This window comes from Pseudoxanthomonas yeongjuensis (genome assembly GCF_010093345.1).
GTDB classification, from domain to species: Bacteria; Pseudomonadota; Gammaproteobacteria; order Xanthomonadales; family Xanthomonadaceae; genus Pseudoxanthomonas_A; species Pseudoxanthomonas_A yeongjuensis.
Genome location: NZ_PDWT01000001.1, coordinates 1,455,924 through 1,473,949, shown reverse-complemented (window position 1 = coordinate 1,473,949; position 18,026 = coordinate 1,455,924). Strand labels below are relative to the sequence as shown.

Annotated in this window: 21 protein-coding genes; 4 read left to right on the top strand and 17 right to left on the bottom strand. The window is 65.9% G+C overall.

Features of this window, described 5'->3' with window-relative positions; translation table 11 throughout:
• Positions 1-144 precede the first annotated feature (144 nt).
• Complete coding sequence (locus CSC74_RS06625) at positions 145-1,128, top strand: aspartate carbamoyltransferase catalytic subunit (RefSeq protein WP_162313573.1); 984 nt, start codon at positions 145-147, stop codon at positions 1,126-1,128.
• Complete coding sequence (locus CSC74_RS06620) at positions 1,125-2,018, top strand: class I SAM-dependent methyltransferase (RefSeq protein ID WP_162313572.1); 894 nt, start codon at positions 1,125-1,127, stop codon at positions 2,016-2,018. Before CSC74_RS06625 ends, CSC74_RS06620 begins: the two co-directional genes overlap by 4 nt.
• 36 nt (positions 2,019-2,054) lie before the next feature.
• Here the strand turns inward: CSC74_RS06620 and CSC74_RS06615 are convergent, their stop codons facing one another.
• The 17 genes from CSC74_RS06615 to CSC74_RS06535 all read right to left on the bottom strand — a co-directional run bounded on the left by CSC74_RS06615 (position 2,055) and on the right by CSC74_RS06535 (position 16,316).
• On the bottom strand, positions 2,055-2,333 hold the full coding sequence (locus CSC74_RS06615; RefSeq protein ID WP_162313571.1) for a hypothetical protein: 279 nt from the start codon (positions 2,331-2,333) through the stop codon (positions 2,055-2,057).
• A gap of 13 nt (positions 2,334-2,346) precedes the next feature.
• Complete coding sequence (locus tag CSC74_RS06610; protein ID WP_162313570.1) at positions 2,347-3,150, bottom strand: carboxylesterase family protein; 804 nt, start codon at positions 3,148-3,150, stop codon at positions 2,347-2,349.
• Between the two features lie 156 nt (positions 3,151-3,306).
• Complete coding sequence (mgtE, locus tag CSC74_RS06605) at positions 3,307-4,668, bottom strand: magnesium transporter (protein ID WP_162313569.1); 1,362 nt, start codon at positions 4,666-4,668, stop codon at positions 3,307-3,309.
• 121 nt (positions 4,669-4,789) lie between these two features.
• Positions 4,790-5,734, bottom strand: a complete 945-nt coding sequence (locus tag CSC74_RS06600) for a 2OG-Fe(II) oxygenase (RefSeq protein WP_246192960.1) — start codon at positions 5,732-5,734, stop codon at positions 4,790-4,792.
• A gap of 128 nt (positions 5,735-5,862) precedes the next feature.
• Positions 5,863-7,584 (bottom strand): phosphoenolpyruvate--protein phosphotransferase, encoded by a 1,722-nt coding sequence (gene ptsP, locus CSC74_RS06595; protein ID WP_162313568.1) that lies wholly within the window; start codon positions 7,582-7,584, stop codon positions 5,863-5,865.
• A gap of 3 nt (positions 7,585-7,587) precedes the next feature.
• A complete protein-coding gene (locus CSC74_RS06590; RefSeq protein WP_162313567.1) occupies positions 7,588-7,857 on the bottom strand; it encodes an HPr family phosphocarrier protein in 270 nt (89 codons plus the stop codon).
• Complete coding sequence (locus CSC74_RS06585; RefSeq protein WP_162313566.1) at positions 7,850-8,242, bottom strand: PTS sugar transporter subunit IIA; 393 nt, start codon at positions 8,240-8,242, stop codon at positions 7,850-7,852. The genes CSC74_RS06590 and CSC74_RS06585 overlap by 8 nt, the downstream gene beginning before the upstream one ends.
• Positions 8,243-8,471: 229 nt before the next feature.
• Complete coding sequence (rapZ, locus tag CSC74_RS06580; protein WP_162313565.1) at positions 8,472-9,410, bottom strand: RNase adapter RapZ; 939 nt, start codon at positions 9,408-9,410, stop codon at positions 8,472-8,474.
• The gene (hprK, locus tag CSC74_RS06575) at positions 9,407-10,357 is read right to left on the bottom strand and encodes an HPr(Ser) kinase/phosphatase (protein ID WP_162313564.1); all 951 of its coding nucleotides are present in this window, start codon (positions 10,355-10,357) and stop codon (positions 9,407-9,409) included. The genes rapZ and hprK overlap by 4 nt, the downstream gene beginning before the upstream one ends.
• Positions 10,354-10,818 carry a PTS sugar transporter subunit IIA gene (locus tag CSC74_RS06570; RefSeq protein WP_162313563.1) on the bottom strand — a complete coding sequence of 155 codons (465 nt, stop codon included), beginning with the start codon at positions 10,816-10,818 and terminating at the stop codon, positions 10,354-10,356. Before CSC74_RS06570 ends, hprK begins: the two co-directional genes overlap by 4 nt.
• A gap of 83 nt (positions 10,819-10,901) precedes the next feature.
• A complete protein-coding gene (gene hpf / locus CSC74_RS06565) occupies positions 10,902-11,219 on the bottom strand; it encodes a ribosome hibernation-promoting factor, HPF/YfiA family (protein ID WP_162313562.1) in 318 nt (105 codons plus the stop codon).
• Positions 11,220-11,421: 202 nt separating this feature from the next.
• Complete coding sequence (locus tag CSC74_RS06560) at positions 11,422-12,816, bottom strand: RNA polymerase factor sigma-54 (protein WP_425501437.1); 1,395 nt, start codon at positions 12,814-12,816, stop codon at positions 11,422-11,424.
• A gap of 93 nt (positions 12,817-12,909) precedes the next feature.
• A complete protein-coding gene (lptB, locus tag CSC74_RS06555; protein WP_162313560.1) occupies positions 12,910-13,629 on the bottom strand; it encodes an LPS export ABC transporter ATP-binding protein in 720 nt (239 codons plus the stop codon).
• The gene (gene lptA / locus CSC74_RS06550; protein ID WP_246192958.1) at positions 13,629-14,054 is read right to left on the bottom strand and encodes a lipopolysaccharide transport periplasmic protein LptA; all 426 of its coding nucleotides are present in this window, start codon (positions 14,052-14,054) and stop codon (positions 13,629-13,631) included. Before lptA ends, lptB begins: the two co-directional genes overlap by 1 nt.
• A gap of 70 nt (positions 14,055-14,124) precedes the next feature.
• The gene (gene lptC / locus CSC74_RS06545) at positions 14,125-14,688 is read right to left on the bottom strand and encodes an LPS export ABC transporter periplasmic protein LptC (protein WP_162313558.1); all 564 of its coding nucleotides are present in this window, start codon (positions 14,686-14,688) and stop codon (positions 14,125-14,127) included.
• Positions 14,685-15,233, bottom strand: coding sequence for a KdsC family phosphatase (locus tag CSC74_RS06540; protein ID WP_162313557.1), 549 nt, complete (start codon positions 15,231-15,233; stop codon positions 14,685-14,687). The genes lptC and CSC74_RS06540 overlap by 4 nt, the downstream gene beginning before the upstream one ends.
• A gap of 78 nt (positions 15,234-15,311) precedes the next feature.
• A complete protein-coding gene (locus CSC74_RS06535) occupies positions 15,312-16,316 on the bottom strand; it encodes a KpsF/GutQ family sugar-phosphate isomerase (protein WP_162313556.1) in 1,005 nt (334 codons plus the stop codon).
• A 54-nt stretch (positions 16,317-16,370) separates the two neighbouring features.
• Here CSC74_RS06535 and CSC74_RS06530 point away from each other — a divergent pair, with 54 nt between their 5' ends.
• Entirely contained in the window at positions 16,371-16,607 is a 237-nt protein-coding gene (locus CSC74_RS06530) for a BolA family protein (protein WP_162313555.1), read from the top strand.
• A 139-nt stretch (positions 16,608-16,746) separates the two neighbouring features.
• Entirely contained in the window at positions 16,747-18,018 is a 1,272-nt protein-coding gene (murA, locus tag CSC74_RS06525) for a UDP-N-acetylglucosamine 1-carboxyvinyltransferase (protein WP_162313554.1), read from the top strand.
• Positions 18,019-18,026 lie beyond the last annotated feature (8 nt).

Below are 18,026 nucleotides of genomic sequence, written 5' to 3'. Positions count from 1 at the left end.
AGAAGGTGCCCGGAGGGCGGATGAGGGAATGACCCGTCAGCGCTTATGGAGGGTTGTTAGCCAAGTCACCCTGCTTCCCTCATCCGGCGCTTCGCGCCACCTTCTCCCGGTGGGAGAAGGAAAACACATTACTGGAAACCGCGCATGACCCTGCAACTCGATTCCGACGGACGCCTGCGCCACCTGCTGACCCTGGAAGGGTTGCCGAAGGAAACCCTGTGCCGCCTGCTGGACCGCGCCGGCCAGATCCGCGATGCGGCATTGGGCCGCACGCAGAAGCGCAACTCGCTGCTGGGGACCACGGTCTGCACGCTGTTCTTCGAGCCGTCCACGCGCACGCGCAGTTCGTTCCAGATCGCGGCGCAGCGGCTGGGCGCGGATGTCATCAACTTCGATGCTTCCACTTCCTCCGCGCGCAAGGGCGAGACGGCGTTGGATACGTTGAAGAACCTGGAAGCGATGGGCGTGCGCGGTTTCATCGTGCGCCATCCCGAAGACGGCGCCGCCGAGGCGCTGGCCAGACAGGCGGGCGAGGGCACCACCCTGGTCAACGCCGGCGATGGCCGCAGCGCCCATCCCACCCAGGGCCTGCTCGACGTGCTGACGCTGAGGCAGGCCAAGGGCGCCGATTTCTCGAAACTGAAAGTATTGATCGTCGGCGACGTCAGGCATTCGCGCGTCGCCCGCTCCGACCTGCATGCGCTGCATACGCTGGGCGCCGGCGAAATCCGCGTCTGCGGCCCCGCCGCGCTGCTGCCGCAGGATGCGACCCTGGCTGGCTGCGCCACCGGCGACGATTTCGACGCCATGCTGGAGGGCGTGGATGCGGTGATGATGCTGCGGCTGCAGCGCGAACGCATGGAGGAAGGTCTGGTCGCTTCGCTCGACGACTACCACACGCGTTATGGATTGACCGTCGAGCGCCTGCGCCGTGCCGCGCCGGATGCGGTGGTGCTGCATCCGGGGCCGATCAACCGCGGCGTCGAGATCACCGATGAAGTGGCCGATGGCCCGCAGTCGCTGGTGCTGCGCCAGGTAAGCAACGGCGTCGCCATCCGCATGGCGGTGCTGGAATCGTTGCTGGCATCCGGTTATCCGGCGCCAGCGGGAGAGGTGGCGCGTCGATGAGTGCAGGATCATTGCTGCACCGGGCATTGCGTGCCGCGTTGCGGAAGTTGGAAGCAGTCGATTTCGCGCCTTCCGGACATTTTTATTCTCCGGTAGTGGATCGGACCGAGGCTGCCGCCAGCGAGGCGCGATTGTGGCCGGCGCAGCCATGCCTTCCGGCAGGCATCGATTTCAACGATGCCAGTCACCGCCAACTTCTTGAAGCGGAGTTCCCGCGCTATATCGCCGATTTCGATTACACGGAAAGTGGCGGGGCTTCCGCTGCCGGTCGTTATTCTCCCGACAATCCCCAGTTCGGCTGGCTCGATGCCAAGACCTTGTTCGTGTTGCTCCGGGCCTGGCGACCAGCACGGGTGATCGAGGTGGGTTCGGGCCATTCGTCATTGTTGATGGCGGACGTGAACAAGCGCTTCCTTGGCGGGAGCATGCGCATCACCTGCATAGAGCCTTATCCGGAACCTTTCCTGCAACGTGCCGATTGCGGCATCGACCGGCTCATCCAGGCCAAGGTCCAGGACGTGCCGCTGGAGGAATTCGATGCGCTTGCGGCCGGCGACGTGCTGTTCATCGATTCCTCGCATGTGTCCAAGGCGGGGAGCGATGTCAACCACCTGTTCTTCGAGGTGCTGCCGCGATTGGCGTCCGGGGTGCGGATCCACATCCATGATGTGTTCCTGCCATTCGAGTATCCGCGATCCTGGTTGCTGGAGCAGGGGCGTTCGTGGAACGAGCAATACCTGCTGCAGGCGCTGCTGATGTACAACCCGCTATTCGGGATCGTGTTCGGCAGCAGCTATTGCGCCTGGAAATATCCGGAACTCATGCACCACACCATAGCGGGAACGGAAGCGGCAGCCGGTGGCGGCAGTCTCTGGATCGAAAAACGCTGACAGCGACAACGCGCCATCGTCAACGCCGGCAACGGGTCAGGACGAGGGCTTGCCGTAGGCCGCGAGCGCTTCCTCGATGATCGAAAGCTGCTGGCCGGCTTCAAGGTTGCCTTCGGCCGCTGCCTGCCTGACCTGGTCGATGCTCGGGTGGGACACGATCAGCAGCGTGCATTCGCAGGCGGGGCATGCGTAGTCGGTGACTTCCTCATGCAGCTCCATGGCCATCGCCCTGGAATCGCCGCGCCATCCGCAGGCGCAGGCGATGTCGTCGCTGCGCCAGCGTGGGGTGAAGTAATTGCGGATGATCTCGGCCATGTATTCGCCTACCTCAGTGCCTGCGCTGCGCGAACAGCCACTGCCACATGGCGTCGTGGCGGTAGGTCGCATCCCATGAATTATGGTCGGCTTCGGGGAATTCCGTGTAACGCACGTCCGCGCCAGCGGCCTTGAACGCGGCGAAGGTCCTGCGGTCGTCGTTGGGCGGAACCACCTGGTCCTTGCCGCCATGGAATATCCACACCGGCACTTGCCCCAGCTTCGCCGCGAGTGCGGCATAAGGGTCGGACTCGTTTGCCACTCCGGTCACGTACAGCCCGCGTTCGTCGCTGATCGGCAGGAGCGCGCCGCAGATCGGCACTAGCGCGGCGAAGCGGGCCGGTGCCTTCAGCGCGGTTTCCCAGGTGCCGTAACCGCCCATCGACAGGCCGGTCAGGTAGGTGCGCTGCGGGTCGCCGCCGAATTCGCGCGACGCGGCATCGAGTGCGGCCAGGGCCATGTCGACGTTGGCGCCCATCCATTCCCCGTTCTCCCGCACCTGCGGGAACACCACGATGGCGGGGAAATCCGCGGCATGTTCGCGCACATAGGGTCCAAGTCCGGCATCGAGCTGGATCCTGTTGTCCGATCCGCGCTCTCCGGAACCGTGCAGGAACAGGATGATCGGCAGTTTCCCGCGATGCGCCCGTGCGGCAGGCACGAACACCTCGTATCCCCGGGTAGTGCCGTCGCTGGCGATTTCGCGTTCGACGAAGCGTCCGATGGTCCCCGGTTCGCCGGTCGTGCTGCAGCCAGCCAGCGCCATGGCCGTCAGCAGTGCCAGCAGGGCGATGAGAAAGTTGCCCGGATTGCGCATGCGTTCCTCCAGCAGTGGGCCGGCGAAGGCAACAATCGCATGATGGCGTGCGTGCCTCTCCGGGTCGGGCTCGGGATGTGTTGCGGTTTCATTCTAGCGGCGGCGGGAAGCCGCGGGTTGCGCTGGTCAGGAGGGCACGCGTGGGACATGCATGCCTCAGTGGAGCAGGACCAGGGTCGCCAGGCCAAGGAAACACAGGAAGCCGGTGACATCCGTCACCGTGGTCAGGACCACGCCGCCGGCCAGCGCGGGATCTATGTTCATGCGCTTGAGCGTCAGCGGCACCAGCACGCCGGCCAGCGCGGCGGCGCAGAGGTTGATGGTGAGGGCCGCGCCGATCACCAGCGACAACTGCCATTCGCGGAACCAGACGAAGGCCACCAGACCGACGATGCTGCCCAGCAACAGGCCGTTGATCAGGGCCACGCGCACTTCCTTCCACAGCAGGACCTTGGCATTGCTGGCGCCCACCTGGCCCAGGGCCAGGCCGCGCACCATCAGGGTCAGCACCTGGGTGCCGGCGTTTCCGCCCATGCCGGCGACGATCGGCATCAGCACGGCCAGCGCCACGATCTTTTCCAGTGTGCCTTCGAACTGGCCGATCACTCCCGCTGCCAGGAACGCCGTGCACAGGTTGATGCCCAGCCACAGCAGGCGGCCGCGCACCGCGCGCCTGACCGGCGAGAACAGGTCCTCGTCTTCGTCCAGGCCGGCCGCGCCCAGGGCCTGGTGCTCGGCCTGTTCGCGGATGATGTCGACCACGTCGTCGATGGTGATGCGGCCGAGCAGGATATTGTTGTCGTCGACCACCGGCGCCGAGACCCAGTCGTGGTCGGAGAACTGGCGCGCCACTTCCTCGGCGGTTTCCTGCACGTCGATCGCGGGTTGTTCATCGTCGATCAGGCGGTTGATCGGGGTGCTGTCGTCATGGGTGACCAGCGACGCGAGCGACAGCCGCCCCAGGTACTGGCGGCGGCGGCTGACCACGAACAGGTGGTCGGTGTGGTCGGGCAATTCGCCGCGCAGGCGCAGGTAGCGCAGGACCACGTCGACGTTGACGTCGGCGCGCACCGTGACCACGTCGGGGTTCATCAGGCGGCCGGCGGTGTCTTCCGGGTACGACAGGACCTGCTCGAGCCGCTCGCGGTTCTCGCGGTCCATCGACTTGAGCACTTCATCGATGACCGTGTCGGGCAGGTCCTCGACCAGGTCGGCCAGGTCGTCAATGTCGAGGTCTTCGACCGCGGCGATGATCTCGTCCGGGTCCATGTCGGCGAGCAGGCTTTCGCGGACCTCGTCACCGACGTGGACCAGCACCTCGCCGTCGTCCTCGGCATCGACCAGGCCCCAGACCACCACGCGCTTGCCGGGTGGCAGCGATTCCAGCAGGTTGCCGATTTCCGCCGGGGCCAGCGTGTTGATCAGACGGCGCACAGGGCCCAGCCGGCCGCTGTCCAGTGCATCGGACAGCAGTCTCAGCTGGCGCGCGGTCTTGTCGTGGCGGACGGCTTCTGCCATGCGCGACTCCCGGTAGCGGTGGGGCCGCTCCCGTGCGGGAGGCGGCAGGTCAGGCGTTCATCGCAGCATTATCCCCCCGCGGTGTGCATCTGCACACCCCGACCGGATGCCGGGTCGCGCGCTAGCGCAATTTGCCGCGGGCGAGCAGGCGCCGCACGCCCTGGATGATGCGGCTCAACAAGGTTTGCCCCAGTTCGGTCTGCAGTCGCGAGATCTCGCCGTACAGGCGACGGTTGTGGCTGCTGCTGCGATCCATCAGGTCGTGCAGCTCGACGCAATCGCGTTCGCTCAACACGCGGCCCGGCTTGAAGTGCGCGGGCAGGGCGCGATCGACGTAGATGGTCGAATGCGCCTGCGCGGTCTGTTCCTCGGGCCGGTCGCGGGTATAGAAGTACAGGGCTATGGATTTACGGCTCAGTCCGCGCTTGTCCGCGGGCAGCTGGATTTTCGGGAACCCATGCCAACTGTGCTCGGTGGTTTCGAAGATCACGCAGCGGTTGAACAGCGGGACGACGCCGATCATCTCGTCGGCTTCCGGGTCGTAGGGGTCGCGATGCAGTTCCAGCGCGCCGCCCCAGCTTTCTTCCCATTCCGGGTTCAGGTAAACGATGAGGTTCAGGCGCCGATGCCAACCCGTGCCCGGGTGGTAGTTGAAATCGATGTGGTTGTCGAGGCTCTGCCCATCGCGGTTCTCGTGCGTGCCGCCACCGAAATACCACGGGTCGTAGAGCAGGTCGGAAATGCCGGTGATGCGGCCGATGAGTTCGAGGAATCCGGTCGACCGCACGCATCGGTCCAGGCGGGCATAGCCGTCGCCCAGCGCATGCATCCGCTCGACCACCGACTTTCCCGCGGGCATGCCGTCCTCGTTGAGCGAGTCGCCGCGTTCGAAGGCCGGGAATTCGTCGAGCAGGGTGCGGGCGAAGGCATCGGTGAAGAAGCCGTCGATCACGCAGTGGGCGAAAGGCTGCGCGACGAGGAATCCATCGCGCAGGCGGTCGGCCTGGGCGAGTACGCGCGGGGCGATCATGGCCAGCAGGCTGGCGCCCTGTGTGGGTGCATTCATGGCCGCATTATCGTTGCTGGCAATGGTGGGGGAAACCGTTGTGTCCGGCGATGGCGCGCGAGAAGGATCCGCGCGCGATGCTCGCTCATTCGATAACCCGTGAAGAGCATCGCGGGCAAGGCCCGCTCCTACGGGCGCGCGGCCAGCTTCAGCCAGTTCTCGATGCCGGCCCGGTCGCGTGCCTGCAGCAGCTTGCCGGCGCGGGCTTTCAAGGCGGACAGGTCGCTGCCGCGGATCGCCTTGCGCACTTCCAGCAGGGTGGCCGGATGCAGGCTGAATTCGGTCAGGCCCAGGGCCAGCAGCAGCGGCGTCAGCGTGGCGTCGCCGGCGATTTCGCCGCAGACCGCGACCGGCGTCCGGTGCTCGTTGGCGATATTGATGATGTGCTTGAGCAAGCGGATGACGCCGGGATTCAGGGGCGAATAGAGGTCGCCGAGGGTGTCGTTGTTCCGGTCCGCCGCCAGCAGGTACTGGACCAGGTCGTTGGTGCCTACCGACAGGAAGTCCACGACATCCACGAAGGCGTGCAGTGCGATCGCCGCGCTCGGCACTTCGATCATCGCCCCCAGCGGGATATCGTCGGCGACTTCCGCGCCTTGCTTGCGCAGGTTTCCGGCGACGCGCTTCAGGCGCCGGCGCACGGCCATGATTTCTTCGCGGCTGCTGACCATCGGCACCAGCACGCGGACCGGGCCGTAACCGGAAGCACGGACGATGGCGCGCAACTGGGTGTCGAACAGGTCGCCGTTGGCCAGCGACAGGCGCACGCCGCGCAGGCCCAGCGCCGGATTGTCCTCGTTGCCCAGCACCAGTCCGGTACGGTCGGCCTTGTCCGCGCCCAGGTCCAGGGTGCGGATGGTCACCGGCCGTCCGCTCATGCCCAGCACGGCATCGCGGTAGCAGAGGAACTGTTCCTCTTCGCCGGGCAGTTCGTTGCGTTGCAGGAACAGGAATTCGGTGCGGTACAGGCCCAGCCCGGCCGCGCCCAGGGCATGGGCATTGGCCACGTCTTCGCGCGATTCGGCATTGGCCAGCAGGGCGATGTCGATCCCATCCTTGCTGCGCGTGGGCTTGGAGCGCAGGCGCCCAAGCTCCTTCTGTTCCCTGGCCAGTTCGCGCAGGCGCTGGCGGTAGGCGCGCAGCTCTTCGGGCCCGGGTTCGATCACGATCGAGCCGCTGGCGCCATCGACGATCAGCACGTCGCCGTCGTTGATCTTCTGCAGGGCCTTGCTGGCCCCCACCACCAGCGGCATGTGCAGGCTGCGGGCGAGGATGGCGCTGTGCGAGAGCGGACTGCCGCCGGAGGTCACTACCGCGACCACGCCCTGGACCTGCAACTGCGCCAGTTCCGACGGGGCCACGTTGTCGCTGACCAGGATGTCGCCGGCCACGCCCTTGGGGCCATGGGTCCGCTTCTGCAGGTGGGCGTGGATGCGGCCGATCACATGGTCCAGGTCGTCCATGCGGCTCTTGAGGTAGGGATCGTCCATGCCGTCGAACACCGCGGCCAGGCGGTCGCGCTGCAGGCGCAAGGCGTAATCGGCGCTGTAGCGGCCGGCGCGGATCAGTTCGTCCAGGCCATGGAGCAATTCCGGATCGTCGAGCAACAGCGCATGCAGGTCGAGGAACTCGCCGACTTCCTTGGCCAGGGCGCCATGCAGGCGCTCGCGCAGGATATGCATCTCGGCGCGGGTGGAGTCGACCGCGTCGTGCAGGCGCCGCAGCTCCTTTCCCACGGCAGCGGCGGGAATGCGTTGTTCGACCACCTCCAGCGCGTGCGGCAGGCGCACCCTGGCACGGCCGAGCGCGCTGCCGCGCGATGCGCCGTGGCCGGGAAGGTGCGCGGGCACCGGTCAGGTTTCCTCGTCGAATCGTCGCTCGAACAAGGCGGCCACGGCTTCCAGCGCCTCGGCTTCGCCTTCGCCATCCACGCGCACCGTCACCGGCGTGCCCTGGCCTGCGGCCAGCAGCATCACACCCATGATGCTCTTGGCGTTGACCTCGCGGCCCTTGGCCGACAGCGTCGCATTGCAGCGATAGGCCGACAGCACCTGCACCAGCTTGGCGGTGGCGCGGGCATGCAGGCCCAGGCGGTTGGAAACGGTGAGTTCGCGCTCAAGCATCGTCGATTATTGCTCCATTGCGTGTGCCGGCAGCGGCTGTTGCCGGCAATTGGTCCAATTCCTGTTCCGGATAATTCATCACCCGCAGCAGCATCGGCAGGCTCAGCGCGGAAACGCGCCGGACCGGCGTGCCCAGCCGGGCCAGTTGCCCGGCCAGGTTGCTGGGACTGGCGCCGTAGAGATCGGTCAGCACCAGCACGCCTGCGCCACTGTCCACCCGTCGCAGCGCCGAGGAAGCCTGGGGCAGCAAGGTTTCGAGATCGGCATCCAGGGGGACTTCGAATGCCTCCGCCTGCAACGGCAATTGCCGCATCAGGGCGGTGGCGATCGCCAGGATCGATGCGCCGATTCCGGGGTGGGTAACGAGGAGAATGCCACAGGCCATGGGGGAACGTTAGCAGAGGCGCATGACATGCCGGAAGCGGTGCGTGAGGTGGAGGGCGAAGCCGCCGCCCCGCGGCTGCAAATTCGACCGCTGCGCGGTCTGCGAAGGGAGGGTGAAGCGTTCCGGATTCGTTGCGAAGGCAATCCAGTCGCCCGCACCGCCTCTTCACAGGCGGCGCAGCCGCCGACTTCCCCCTTCCCGGCGCCGCAGGCGCGACTTCCCCCCGGAATCAATCCAGCTCGCGGTGGAATGTCGCGACTTCCTCCCAACCCTGGCCGCGCGCGTGTTCGGCCAGGCGCTCGGCCAGGTACACCGAGCGGTGCTTGCCGCCGGTGCAGCCGAAGGCGATGGTGACGTAACTGCGGGTCTCGCCGCGCAGGCGCGGCAGCCAGGTGTCGAGGAAGCTGCTGACCTGGCCGACGTATTCGCGGACTTCCGGCTGCGCGTCGAGATAGTCGCGTACGCCGGCATCGCGGCCCGAAAGCGGCCGCAATGCGGGATTCCAGTGCGGGTTGGGCAGCACCCGCGCGTCGAACACGAAATCCGCGTCGCCCGGAACACCACGCTTGTAGGCGAAGGATTCGAACAGCAGCGACAGCGTCATGCTGTTGTTGAAGGCGAGCTCGGCGATGATCCGGCGCCGCAACTGGTGCACGTTGAGCGCGCTGGTATCGATGACCACGTCGGCTTCGCTGCGCAACGGCGCGGTGATCTCGCGTTCGCGCGAAATCGATTCCGGCAGGGACAGGCCGAAGTGGGCCAGCGGATGCCTGCGGCGGGTGTCCGAATAGCGGCGCAGCAGCACCTCGTCGCTGGCATCGAAGAACAGCAGGGTGGCGCCGATCCCGAGTTCCGTGACCGCGGCGCGCCATTGCGCCAGCTTGGACAGGTCGCTGTGGCGGTTGCGCACGTCGATGCCTACCGCGACTTTCTGCGGCAATACGTCATCGCGCATCAGGCTGCGCACGAACGAGGGCAGCAGTTCCACCGGCAGGTTGTCGACGCAGTAGTAGTCCAGGTCCTCGAAAGTCTTCAGCGCGACCGACTTGCCCGAGCCGGACAGGCCGCTGACGATGACCACGGTCGGCAAGGAACCGGCGGGCCTGGTCTCTGCGGTACCTTCATCGCCTTGGTCGTGCGGATCGACGCCGGTCGCATTGCCGCTCATGACGAACTGCGCTCCAGCAGGTTGCTGTGGCGGGCGATGAACATCGCCGCCGGGTCGATGCCCTTGGTGCGCAGGATGTGCAGGCGCGTGGCCGCTTCGGTCAGCACCGCCAGGTTGCGGCCTGGCATCACCGGCAGCGTGATCAGCGGCACGTCCAGATCCAGCACGTGGCGGCTGCCGCTGTCGCCGGTCAGGCGCTCGTAACCGTGCGGATTGGGCTCGGTCATCGGCCGGGTCAGGTGCACGATCAAACGAAGGTACTTGTTCTTCTTCACCGCGGTGTCGCCGAACATGTCGCGTACATTCAATACACCCAGGCCGCGTACTTCCAGCAGGTCCTGCAGCAATTCCGGGCAGGTGCCGTCGAGCACGTCCGGGGCGATCTGGGTGAACTCGGGCGCATCGTCGGCGACCAGGCGGTGGCCGCGGCTCAGCAGTTCCAGGGCCAGTTCGCTCTTGCCCGAGCCGGCTTCGCCGGTGATCAGCACGCCGATGGAATAGATTTCCATGAACACGCCATGCAAGGTCACCCGGGGGGCCAGCGTGCGCGCCATGTGGTACGAAAGATGATTGAGCAGTTCGTGGCCGCGCTTGGGCGAGAGCCACAACGGCGTCTCCGATTCCTCGGCCGCTTCGCGCAGGTCTTCCGGGCAGGACTGGCTCTTGCTGATCACCAGCGCCAGCGGCCGGTACTGCATGATCTTCTCGATGGTTTCCCAGCGTTGCCGCGAGTCCAGCGAATCCAGCCAGGCCAGTTCCTCGCTGCCGAGGATTTGCACCTTGTTGGGATAGATGGCGTTGAGGTAGCCGGCCAGCGACGGGCGGCGGGCGATGGTGTCGACGGCTTCGAGCATGCGCTGGTCGCCCTTCATGCCGGCCAGCCAGCGCAGCGCGAGCTTGTCCTTCTGCTGGTCGAACAATTCGCGGGCGGTGATGCTGGTGGTCATGCGCGGGTTTCGGGTGATGGGGTCTGGTCGAGCAACAGGGCGCGCATCGCCCGTGCATCGGGTGCGTTGCGCAAGGCGGCGCGGAAACGTTCGTCGGAAAAGCGCTCGGCCAGTTCCGACAGCAACATCAGGTGCTGGTGAGTGTAATGGTCGGGCACGGCCATCGCGAATACCAGATCGACATTCTGGCCGTCGGAGGCGTTGAAATCGACCGCGGGTTGCAACCGCAGCAGTGCACCGCGCGGTGCTTCAAGGGTGGGCGAGCGGCCATGCGGGATGGCGATGCCATGGCCGATGGCGGTGCTGCCGAGGCGTTCGCGCGCCTGCAGGCTGCTGCGCAGGTCGTCCGCGCCGGCCTGGCGGCAGGCCAGCATCCCGGCGGCCGCGTCCAGCACCGCATCGCGGTCCACGGCATTCAACACGGACGCCTGCACGTCCGCCAGTTGATCGGCGAGGGACATGTCAGGGAATCGGTTGCCGGGGGAGCGCGGCTGGCGCCGCAGCCGGCATGCGGTCGATCCGCATGCGGCTGGCCCTCACGCTGCTAATCCGCATTCTCGCCGCGCGGCACACGTTGCGCGTCGATTTTCTTCTGCTTGTGCTTGAGCAGCAGCCGGTCCAGCTTGTCGGCCAGGACGTCGATCGCCGCATACATGGTCTGGGCGCCGGCGTCGGCATGCAGGGTGCGGCCGGCGAGGTTGAGAGTGGCCTCGGCGATGTAGTCGGGCTTGCGTATCCCCAGTTGGGTCCGGACTTCCAGTGGCTGTTCGAAATGCCGTTCCAGGCGCTTGAACTTGGTTTCTACGTACTCCCGCAGCGCGGGGGTGACTTCGATCTGCTGGCCATAGGTCTCGATACGCATCGCTTGCCTCCTTACGGGTCGATAGGCCGCGGAATCCGCGGATAACACTTCGGTGCTTGTGACCTCGAGTGGATGGGTGAAGTTCGATACCTCCTGCGGTTGTGCGGGCGCCGGCCCGGAATGACGATCAGGCGACCGCAAGCATCATGGACCATCGTTCCTTATGGGAGCGTTATCAAGCACGCTCCTCGGGGGAACGTCATCAACCGATGCGCACGCGTTCATGCGACGAAAGTATTTCCATGGCTTCACGATACTTGGCCACGGTGCGGCGCGCCACCGGCACCCCGGAAGTCTTGAGCAGGTCGGCCAGCTTGGCGTCCGACAGCGGCTTGCGCGGGTTTTCGGCTTCGATCAGCCGCCGGATCATCGACTGGATCGCGATGCTGGAAGCTTCGCCGCCGCCTTCGGTGCTGACCCCCGAGGCGAAGAACGCGCGCAAGGGCAGGGTTCCGCGCGGGGTGCGCACGTATTTACGGGCGATGGCGCGCGAAACCGTGGATTCATGCAGGCCGACCTCGGTGGCGACTTCGCGCAGGGTCAGCGGGCGCAGCGCCTGTTCGCCGAATTCCAGGAAACCGGCCTGCTGGCGCAGCAGGCAGCGGGTGACCTTGAGCAGGGTGTCGCCACGCGCTTCCAGGCTTTTCAGCAGCCAGCGCGCCTCCTGCAAGTGGCCGCGCAGGTAGCCTGCGTCGTTCTCGCCGCATTGGCGGATCATCTGCTCGTAACCGCGGTGGATGGTGATCCGGGGCAGGTTGTTGCCGGCCAGCGCTGCGCGCCAGACGCCGCGCTGGCGCCAGACCACGCAATCGGGGACCACGTAGGTGTCGTGGCTCAGTTCGCCGATCTGCGCGCCCGGCTTGGGATCGAGCGAACGCAGCAACTGCACCACTTCCTCGACTTCCCCGACCGGTTGCTTGAGTTCCGCGGCCAGGCCGGCGATGCCGCTTTTCGGCAGGCGTTCCAGGGCGTCGCCATCGACGATGCGCAAGGCCAGCGTCTTGCCGGGAGTGTCGTCGCTCAATACCGCCAGCTGCAGGTGCAGGCATTCGCCCAGCGTGCGTGCGGCCACGCCGACCGGATCGAAGCGCTGCAATTGGTGCAGCACGGTCAGGATTTCGTCTTCCCCGGCGGTCACTTCCGGGAGCAGGGTCTCGGCGATGCCGGACAGCGGTTCGCGCAGGTAGCCGTCGTCTTCCAGTGCGTCGATCAGCGCCGCGCCGATCCTGCGGTCGCGTGGCGACAGGTGCGACAGATGCAGTTGCCACAGCAGATGGTCCTGCAGGGTGTCGACTTCGGCGACACGTTCGGCGGCGCTGCCTTGGTCGTCGTCGTCGAAGGAGCCGCCGCTGCCGTGGCCGCCGTCTTCCATCGACCAGGGACCTTCGTCGGGCGACCAGTCGTCGGGCTCGTCGCCCTGGCTGGTTTCGCGCGGGTCCTCCGGCGGGGTGTCGGCGGGGGCGATGTCATCGCCGCTGGGCGGGCTGTCGTCCCAGTCCAGGAGGGGATTGGTCTCCACCGCCTCGGTGATCTCGATCTCGAGTTCGGCCGTGGACATCTGCAACAGGCGGATCGCCTGACGCAGTTGCGGCGTCATGACCAGTTGTTGACCCAGCGATGTCTGGAGGCGTGGCTTCATTCCGCAATCCGAAAACGCGTTGTGGCACGGCCGGGCCGCGCGACGCGCACATCAGAGGCGGAAAGTTTCCCCAAGGTACACGCGACGCACGTCCGGATTGGCCAGCAGCGCGTCCGGTGCCCCCTGCGCCAGCACGCTGCCCTCATTGAGGATATACGCCCGGTCGCAGATTCCCAAGGTCTCGCGCACATTGTGGTCGGTGATGAGTACGCCGATGCCTCGGTCCTTGAGGTGCTTGACGATGCGCTGGATCTCCCCGACCGAGATCGGGTCGACGCCGGCGAAGGGTTCGTCCAGCAGCATCAGCCGCGGTTTGGCGGCCAGGGCGCGGGCGATCTCGCAGCGCCGGCGCTCGCCGCCGGAGAGGCTGGCGCCCAGTTGTTCGGCGACGTGGGCGATCTGCAGTTCGTCCAGCAGCGAGGCCAGCTCCTTCTCCACCCCGGCCGAATCCAGGTCCTCGCGCAATTCCAGGACCAGGCGCAGGTTGTCCGAAACCGTGAGCTTGCGGAATACCGAGGGTTCCTGCGGCAGGTAGCCCACGCCCAGCTTGGCCCGCTTGTACATGGGTTCGGCGGTGATGTCGCGGCCGTCCAGCTCGATCCGGCCGGCGTCGGCAGCGACCAGGCCGACGATCATGTAGAAGCAGGTGGTCTTGCCGGCGCCATTGGGGCCAAGCAGGCCGACCACCTCGCCCGCGTCGAGGGTCAGGCCGAAGTCGGCGACGACCTCGCGCTGCTTGTAGCGCTTGCGCAGGCCCTGGGCGGAAAGCATTACTTGCTGCCCTCGGGCTTCTTGGCGGCGGCCGACTTGGGCTGGATCACGGTCTTGACCCGGGTGCCGTCGCCGCCGCTCTGCATGTTGCCGGTCTTGAGGTTGTAGACCATCTTCTGGCCGCTGTTGGAACCTTTGGGCGACTTGACGGTGTAGTTGCCGGTGAAGGTCACTACTTCGTTGATCGTGTCGTAGTCGATGCGATTGGCCGTGGCGGTCATCGGACTGCCGTCTTCCATCTGCTGCTTCAACGTCGCCGGGGAGCCGGTGAACACGACACGGGCAATCTCGTTGTCGCGCATGGTGATCTCGCCGCGGTCGGAACGCACATCCAGCGTGCCCTGCTGCACGATCACGCCACCAGACAGGACCGTGGTTCCGGAGCCTTCGATGGTGCCGGACTGGCCGCCAGCATCGATATTCATCGCCTGGTTGCGGTCGGATGATTTTGCCCACGTCAATGCCGGCAACGAAGCGGCAAGAATGACAATTAGGCTAGCGCGCAGACTTGGGTTCATATCGGGTCTTGACCTGGGACTTGAAGGTGTATCGCTTGGTCTTGGTGTTGGTCTCGAAACCAACGCCCGAGAGTATAGAACCCGGGCGGGTGATGGTGACCGCATCGTCGGTGCTGGCGAGGTTCTTGCGGGGGAATACGTTCAGTCGCTCGGTCTCGAACGTGGTGGGAACGGCGGCGGCCTGCGGACTCTTGCCATTGACCTGGCCGGAAAGGCGGACCTCGTCGCCCTTGGCGCTCACCCACGCCGTCTTCGAACGCATTTCCCAATGATTGCCATCGGTGTCGGGCAACAGGAACAGCGGGGTGGTGATCTGGAAGGTCTCGTCTTTCGGGCTGCGTTGCATTTCGGGCGCGCGCAGGGTCATCGACTCCTGGCCCTGGTCGTCGAGGCTGATCATCTCGAAATCGCGCATCAGGTAGTCGGAGCGCTCGCTGGAAGGCGCGTCGGCTTCGGGTACGTCGCGTTGCTTCCATGCCGACCAGCCGCTCAGCGCGGCAGCGACCAGCAGCACCAGTCCCAGTCCCAGGCGCCAGTTCATGGCGCGCTTCCGGCCAGCAGCACGTGGGTATGGCCTTGCGCATCCAGCAGCAGGTCGCAGAGCTCGCGCGCGGCGCCCTGGCCGCCGCTTGCGTTGGTAATCCAGCGGGCGCGATCGGCGATCCAGCGATGCGCATTGGCGGGCGCCACGCTCAGGCCTACGGCGAGCATGGCTTCAAGGTCCGGCAGATCGTCGCCCATGAAGGCGACCTGGCCCAGATCGATGCCTTGCTCTTCGCACAATGCGCGTACCTGCGCCAACTTGTCCTTGGTGCCGATGAAGCCCTGCACGCCCAGGTCGCGCGCGCGATGCGCGGCCGACTGGCTGTTGCGTGCGGTGATGAAGGCTACCTGGATGCCGAAACGCTTCAGCAACACCATGCCCTGGCCATCGAGCACATGGAAATCCTTGGATTCGCGACCTTCGCTGTCGTAGTGCAGGCGGCCATCGGTCAAGGTGCCATCCACGTCGAAGCACGCCAGTCTGATTTTGGCGGCGCGCTCGCGGATATCGGCGGTGATGGCTTGGGGACGGGGATTGGGCATGTGGGAATAGGTCGATGGTTGGTGGGAGTAGGCAGTGATCCGCTACGAACCACCGACCACGAACCACCAGCTTATGGTTTAGACCACGCGTGCGCGCAACAGGTCGTGAATGTTGAGCGCACCCACGGCGCGTCCGGCTTCATCCACCACGACCAGGCCGCTGATCTTGTGGGTTTCCATGAGTCGTGCCGCTTCCACCGCCAACTGGTCGGCGGAGATGGTCTTGGGTTGGCGGGTCATCACCTGGGCGATCATCGCGGTACGTACGTCCAGGGCCGCATCGTCCAGGGTGCGACGCAGGTCGCCGTCGGTGAACAGGCCGATCAACCTGTCCCCGGCGTCGACCACGGCGGTCATGCCCAGGCGTTTGCGGCTCATCTCCATCAGCGCTTCGCTGAGCGTCGCATCCTCGCGTACGCGCGGCACCTCCTCGCCCGAGTGCATCACGTCGGTGATATGCAGCAGCAGGCGCCGCCCCAGGCTGCCGGCGGGGTGCGAGCGGGCGAAGTCGTCGGCGGTGAAGCCGCGCGCTTCCAGCAAGGCCACGGCCAGCGCATCGCCCATCGCCAGAGTGGCGGTGGTGCTCGAGGTCGGCGCCAGATCGAGCGGGCAGGCTTCGGCGGGAACGCTGACATCCAGATGCACGTCGGACTCGCGCGCCAGGGTCGATTGCGGCCGGCCGGTCATCGCGATCACGGCATTGCCCTGGCGCTTCAGCACCGGCAACAGGGTCAGGACTTCGTCCGACTCGCCCGAATACGACAGCGCCAGCACCACGTCCGCATCCGTGATCATGCCCAGGTCGCCATGTCCGGCTTCACCCGGATGGACGTAAAAACTGGGAGTGCCGGTCGAGGCCAGGGTCGCGGCGATCTTGCGCGCGATATGACCGGACTTGCCCATGCCAGTGGCGACCACCCGGCCCTTCGAGGTCAGGATCAGCCGGCAGGCGCTCGAAAATACGCCGTCGATGCGCAGGGCCAATGCATCCAGTGCGCGCGCTTCGATCTCCACCACGCGACGTCCGCTGGCGGCCAGGCTGGCATCGGTCGCGTTCTCTTGCTGGGGCAGCAATTCGGGCATGGGGATTGCCGGGCAGGGGTTAGAATGACCGTTCATTTTATTAGGAAAAGCACGTTGGACACCGAAACCATCCGTAAACTGATAGAAATCGGCCTGCCAGGGGCGGAAGTGCGGGTATTCGGCGACGATGGCGTGCATTTCGAGGCAACCGTGGTCTCCCCGGCGTTCCAGGGCAAATTGCCCCTGGCCCGTCATCGGATGGTCTATGCCACCCTGGGCGATCTGATGGGCGGCGCGATCCATGCGCTTGCCCTGAAAACCGTGACGCCGGATGAAGTCGCTTCCCGATAAAGGTTTTTTTGACGCGGATAAGAGCGGATGAAAGCGGATGAACCCTAAGGCTTTCTTATTCGCCTTGATTCGCTCTTATCAGCCCTTATCCGTGTCAAACAGCTCTGCGTTATTCACTTTAAAGAGATCAGACAGGCCCATGCAGAAAATCGTAGTCAGCGGGGGCAACCCCCTCCACGGCGAAGTCACCATCTCCGGCGCCAAGAATGCGGTGCTGCCGATCCTGTGCGCCACCCTGCTGGCCGACGCGCCGGTGGAAATCACCAACGTGCCGCACCTGCACGATGTGGTCACCACGGTGAAGCTGCTGGGCGAACTGGGCGCGGGCATCAGCATCGACGAAGGCACGCTGTCGCGGGGCAGCGCGATCACCGTCGATCCGCGCAGCGTCAACCAGCACGTGGCGCCCTACGAACTGGTCAAGACCATGCGCGCCTCGATCCTGGTGCTGGGTCCGCTGCTGGCCAAGTACGGCGCGGCGGAAGTCTCGCTGCCGGGCGGTTGCGCGATCGGCTCGCGCCCGGTCGACCAGCACATCAAGGGCCTGCAGGCGCTGGGTGCGGAGATATCGGTCGAGAACGGTTTCATCAAGGCCAGCGCGAAGCGCCTGAAGGGCGCGCGCTACGTGTTCGACATGGTCAGCGTCACCGGCACCGAGAACGTGCTGATGGCCGCGACCCTGGCCGAGGGCACCACCGTGCTCGAGAACGCGGCGATGGAGCCGGAAGTCACCGACCTGGCCGATTGCCTGATTGCATTGGGCGCCAAGATCGAGGGCGCGGGCACCTCGCGTATCGTCGTGCATGGCGTCGAACGCCTGTCGGGTGGCCGCCATGCGGTATTGCCCGACCGGATCGAAACCGGCACCTTCCTGGTGGCCGCGGCCATGACCGGCGGCAGGATAGTCGCGCGCCGCGCGCGTGGCGACACCCTCGAGGCGGTGCTGGACAAGTTGACCGAAGCCGGAGCCTCCATCGAGACCACCGCCGACAGCATCACCCTGGACATGCATGGCAAGCGCCCGCGCGCGGTCAGCCTGACCACCGCGCCGTATCCGGCATTCCCCACCGACATGCAGGCCCAGTTCATGGCCATGAACTGCATCGCCGATGGCGTGGGCGTGATCAGCGAAACGATCTTCGAAAACCGCTTCATGCACGTCAACGAACTGTTGCGCCTGGGCGCCGACATCCAAGTCGATGGCCACACCGCCATCGTCCGCGGCGTCGGCAAGCTCAGCGGCGCGCCGGTGATGGCGACCGACCTGCGCGCCTCGGCCTCGCTGATCCTGGCGGGCCTGGTCGCCGAGGGCGACACCGTCATCGACCGCATCTACCATCTCGACCGCGGCTACGAGAACATCGAGGAAAAACTCGGTGCGCTGGGCGCCAAGATCCGCCGTATCTCCTGAGCCCCGGC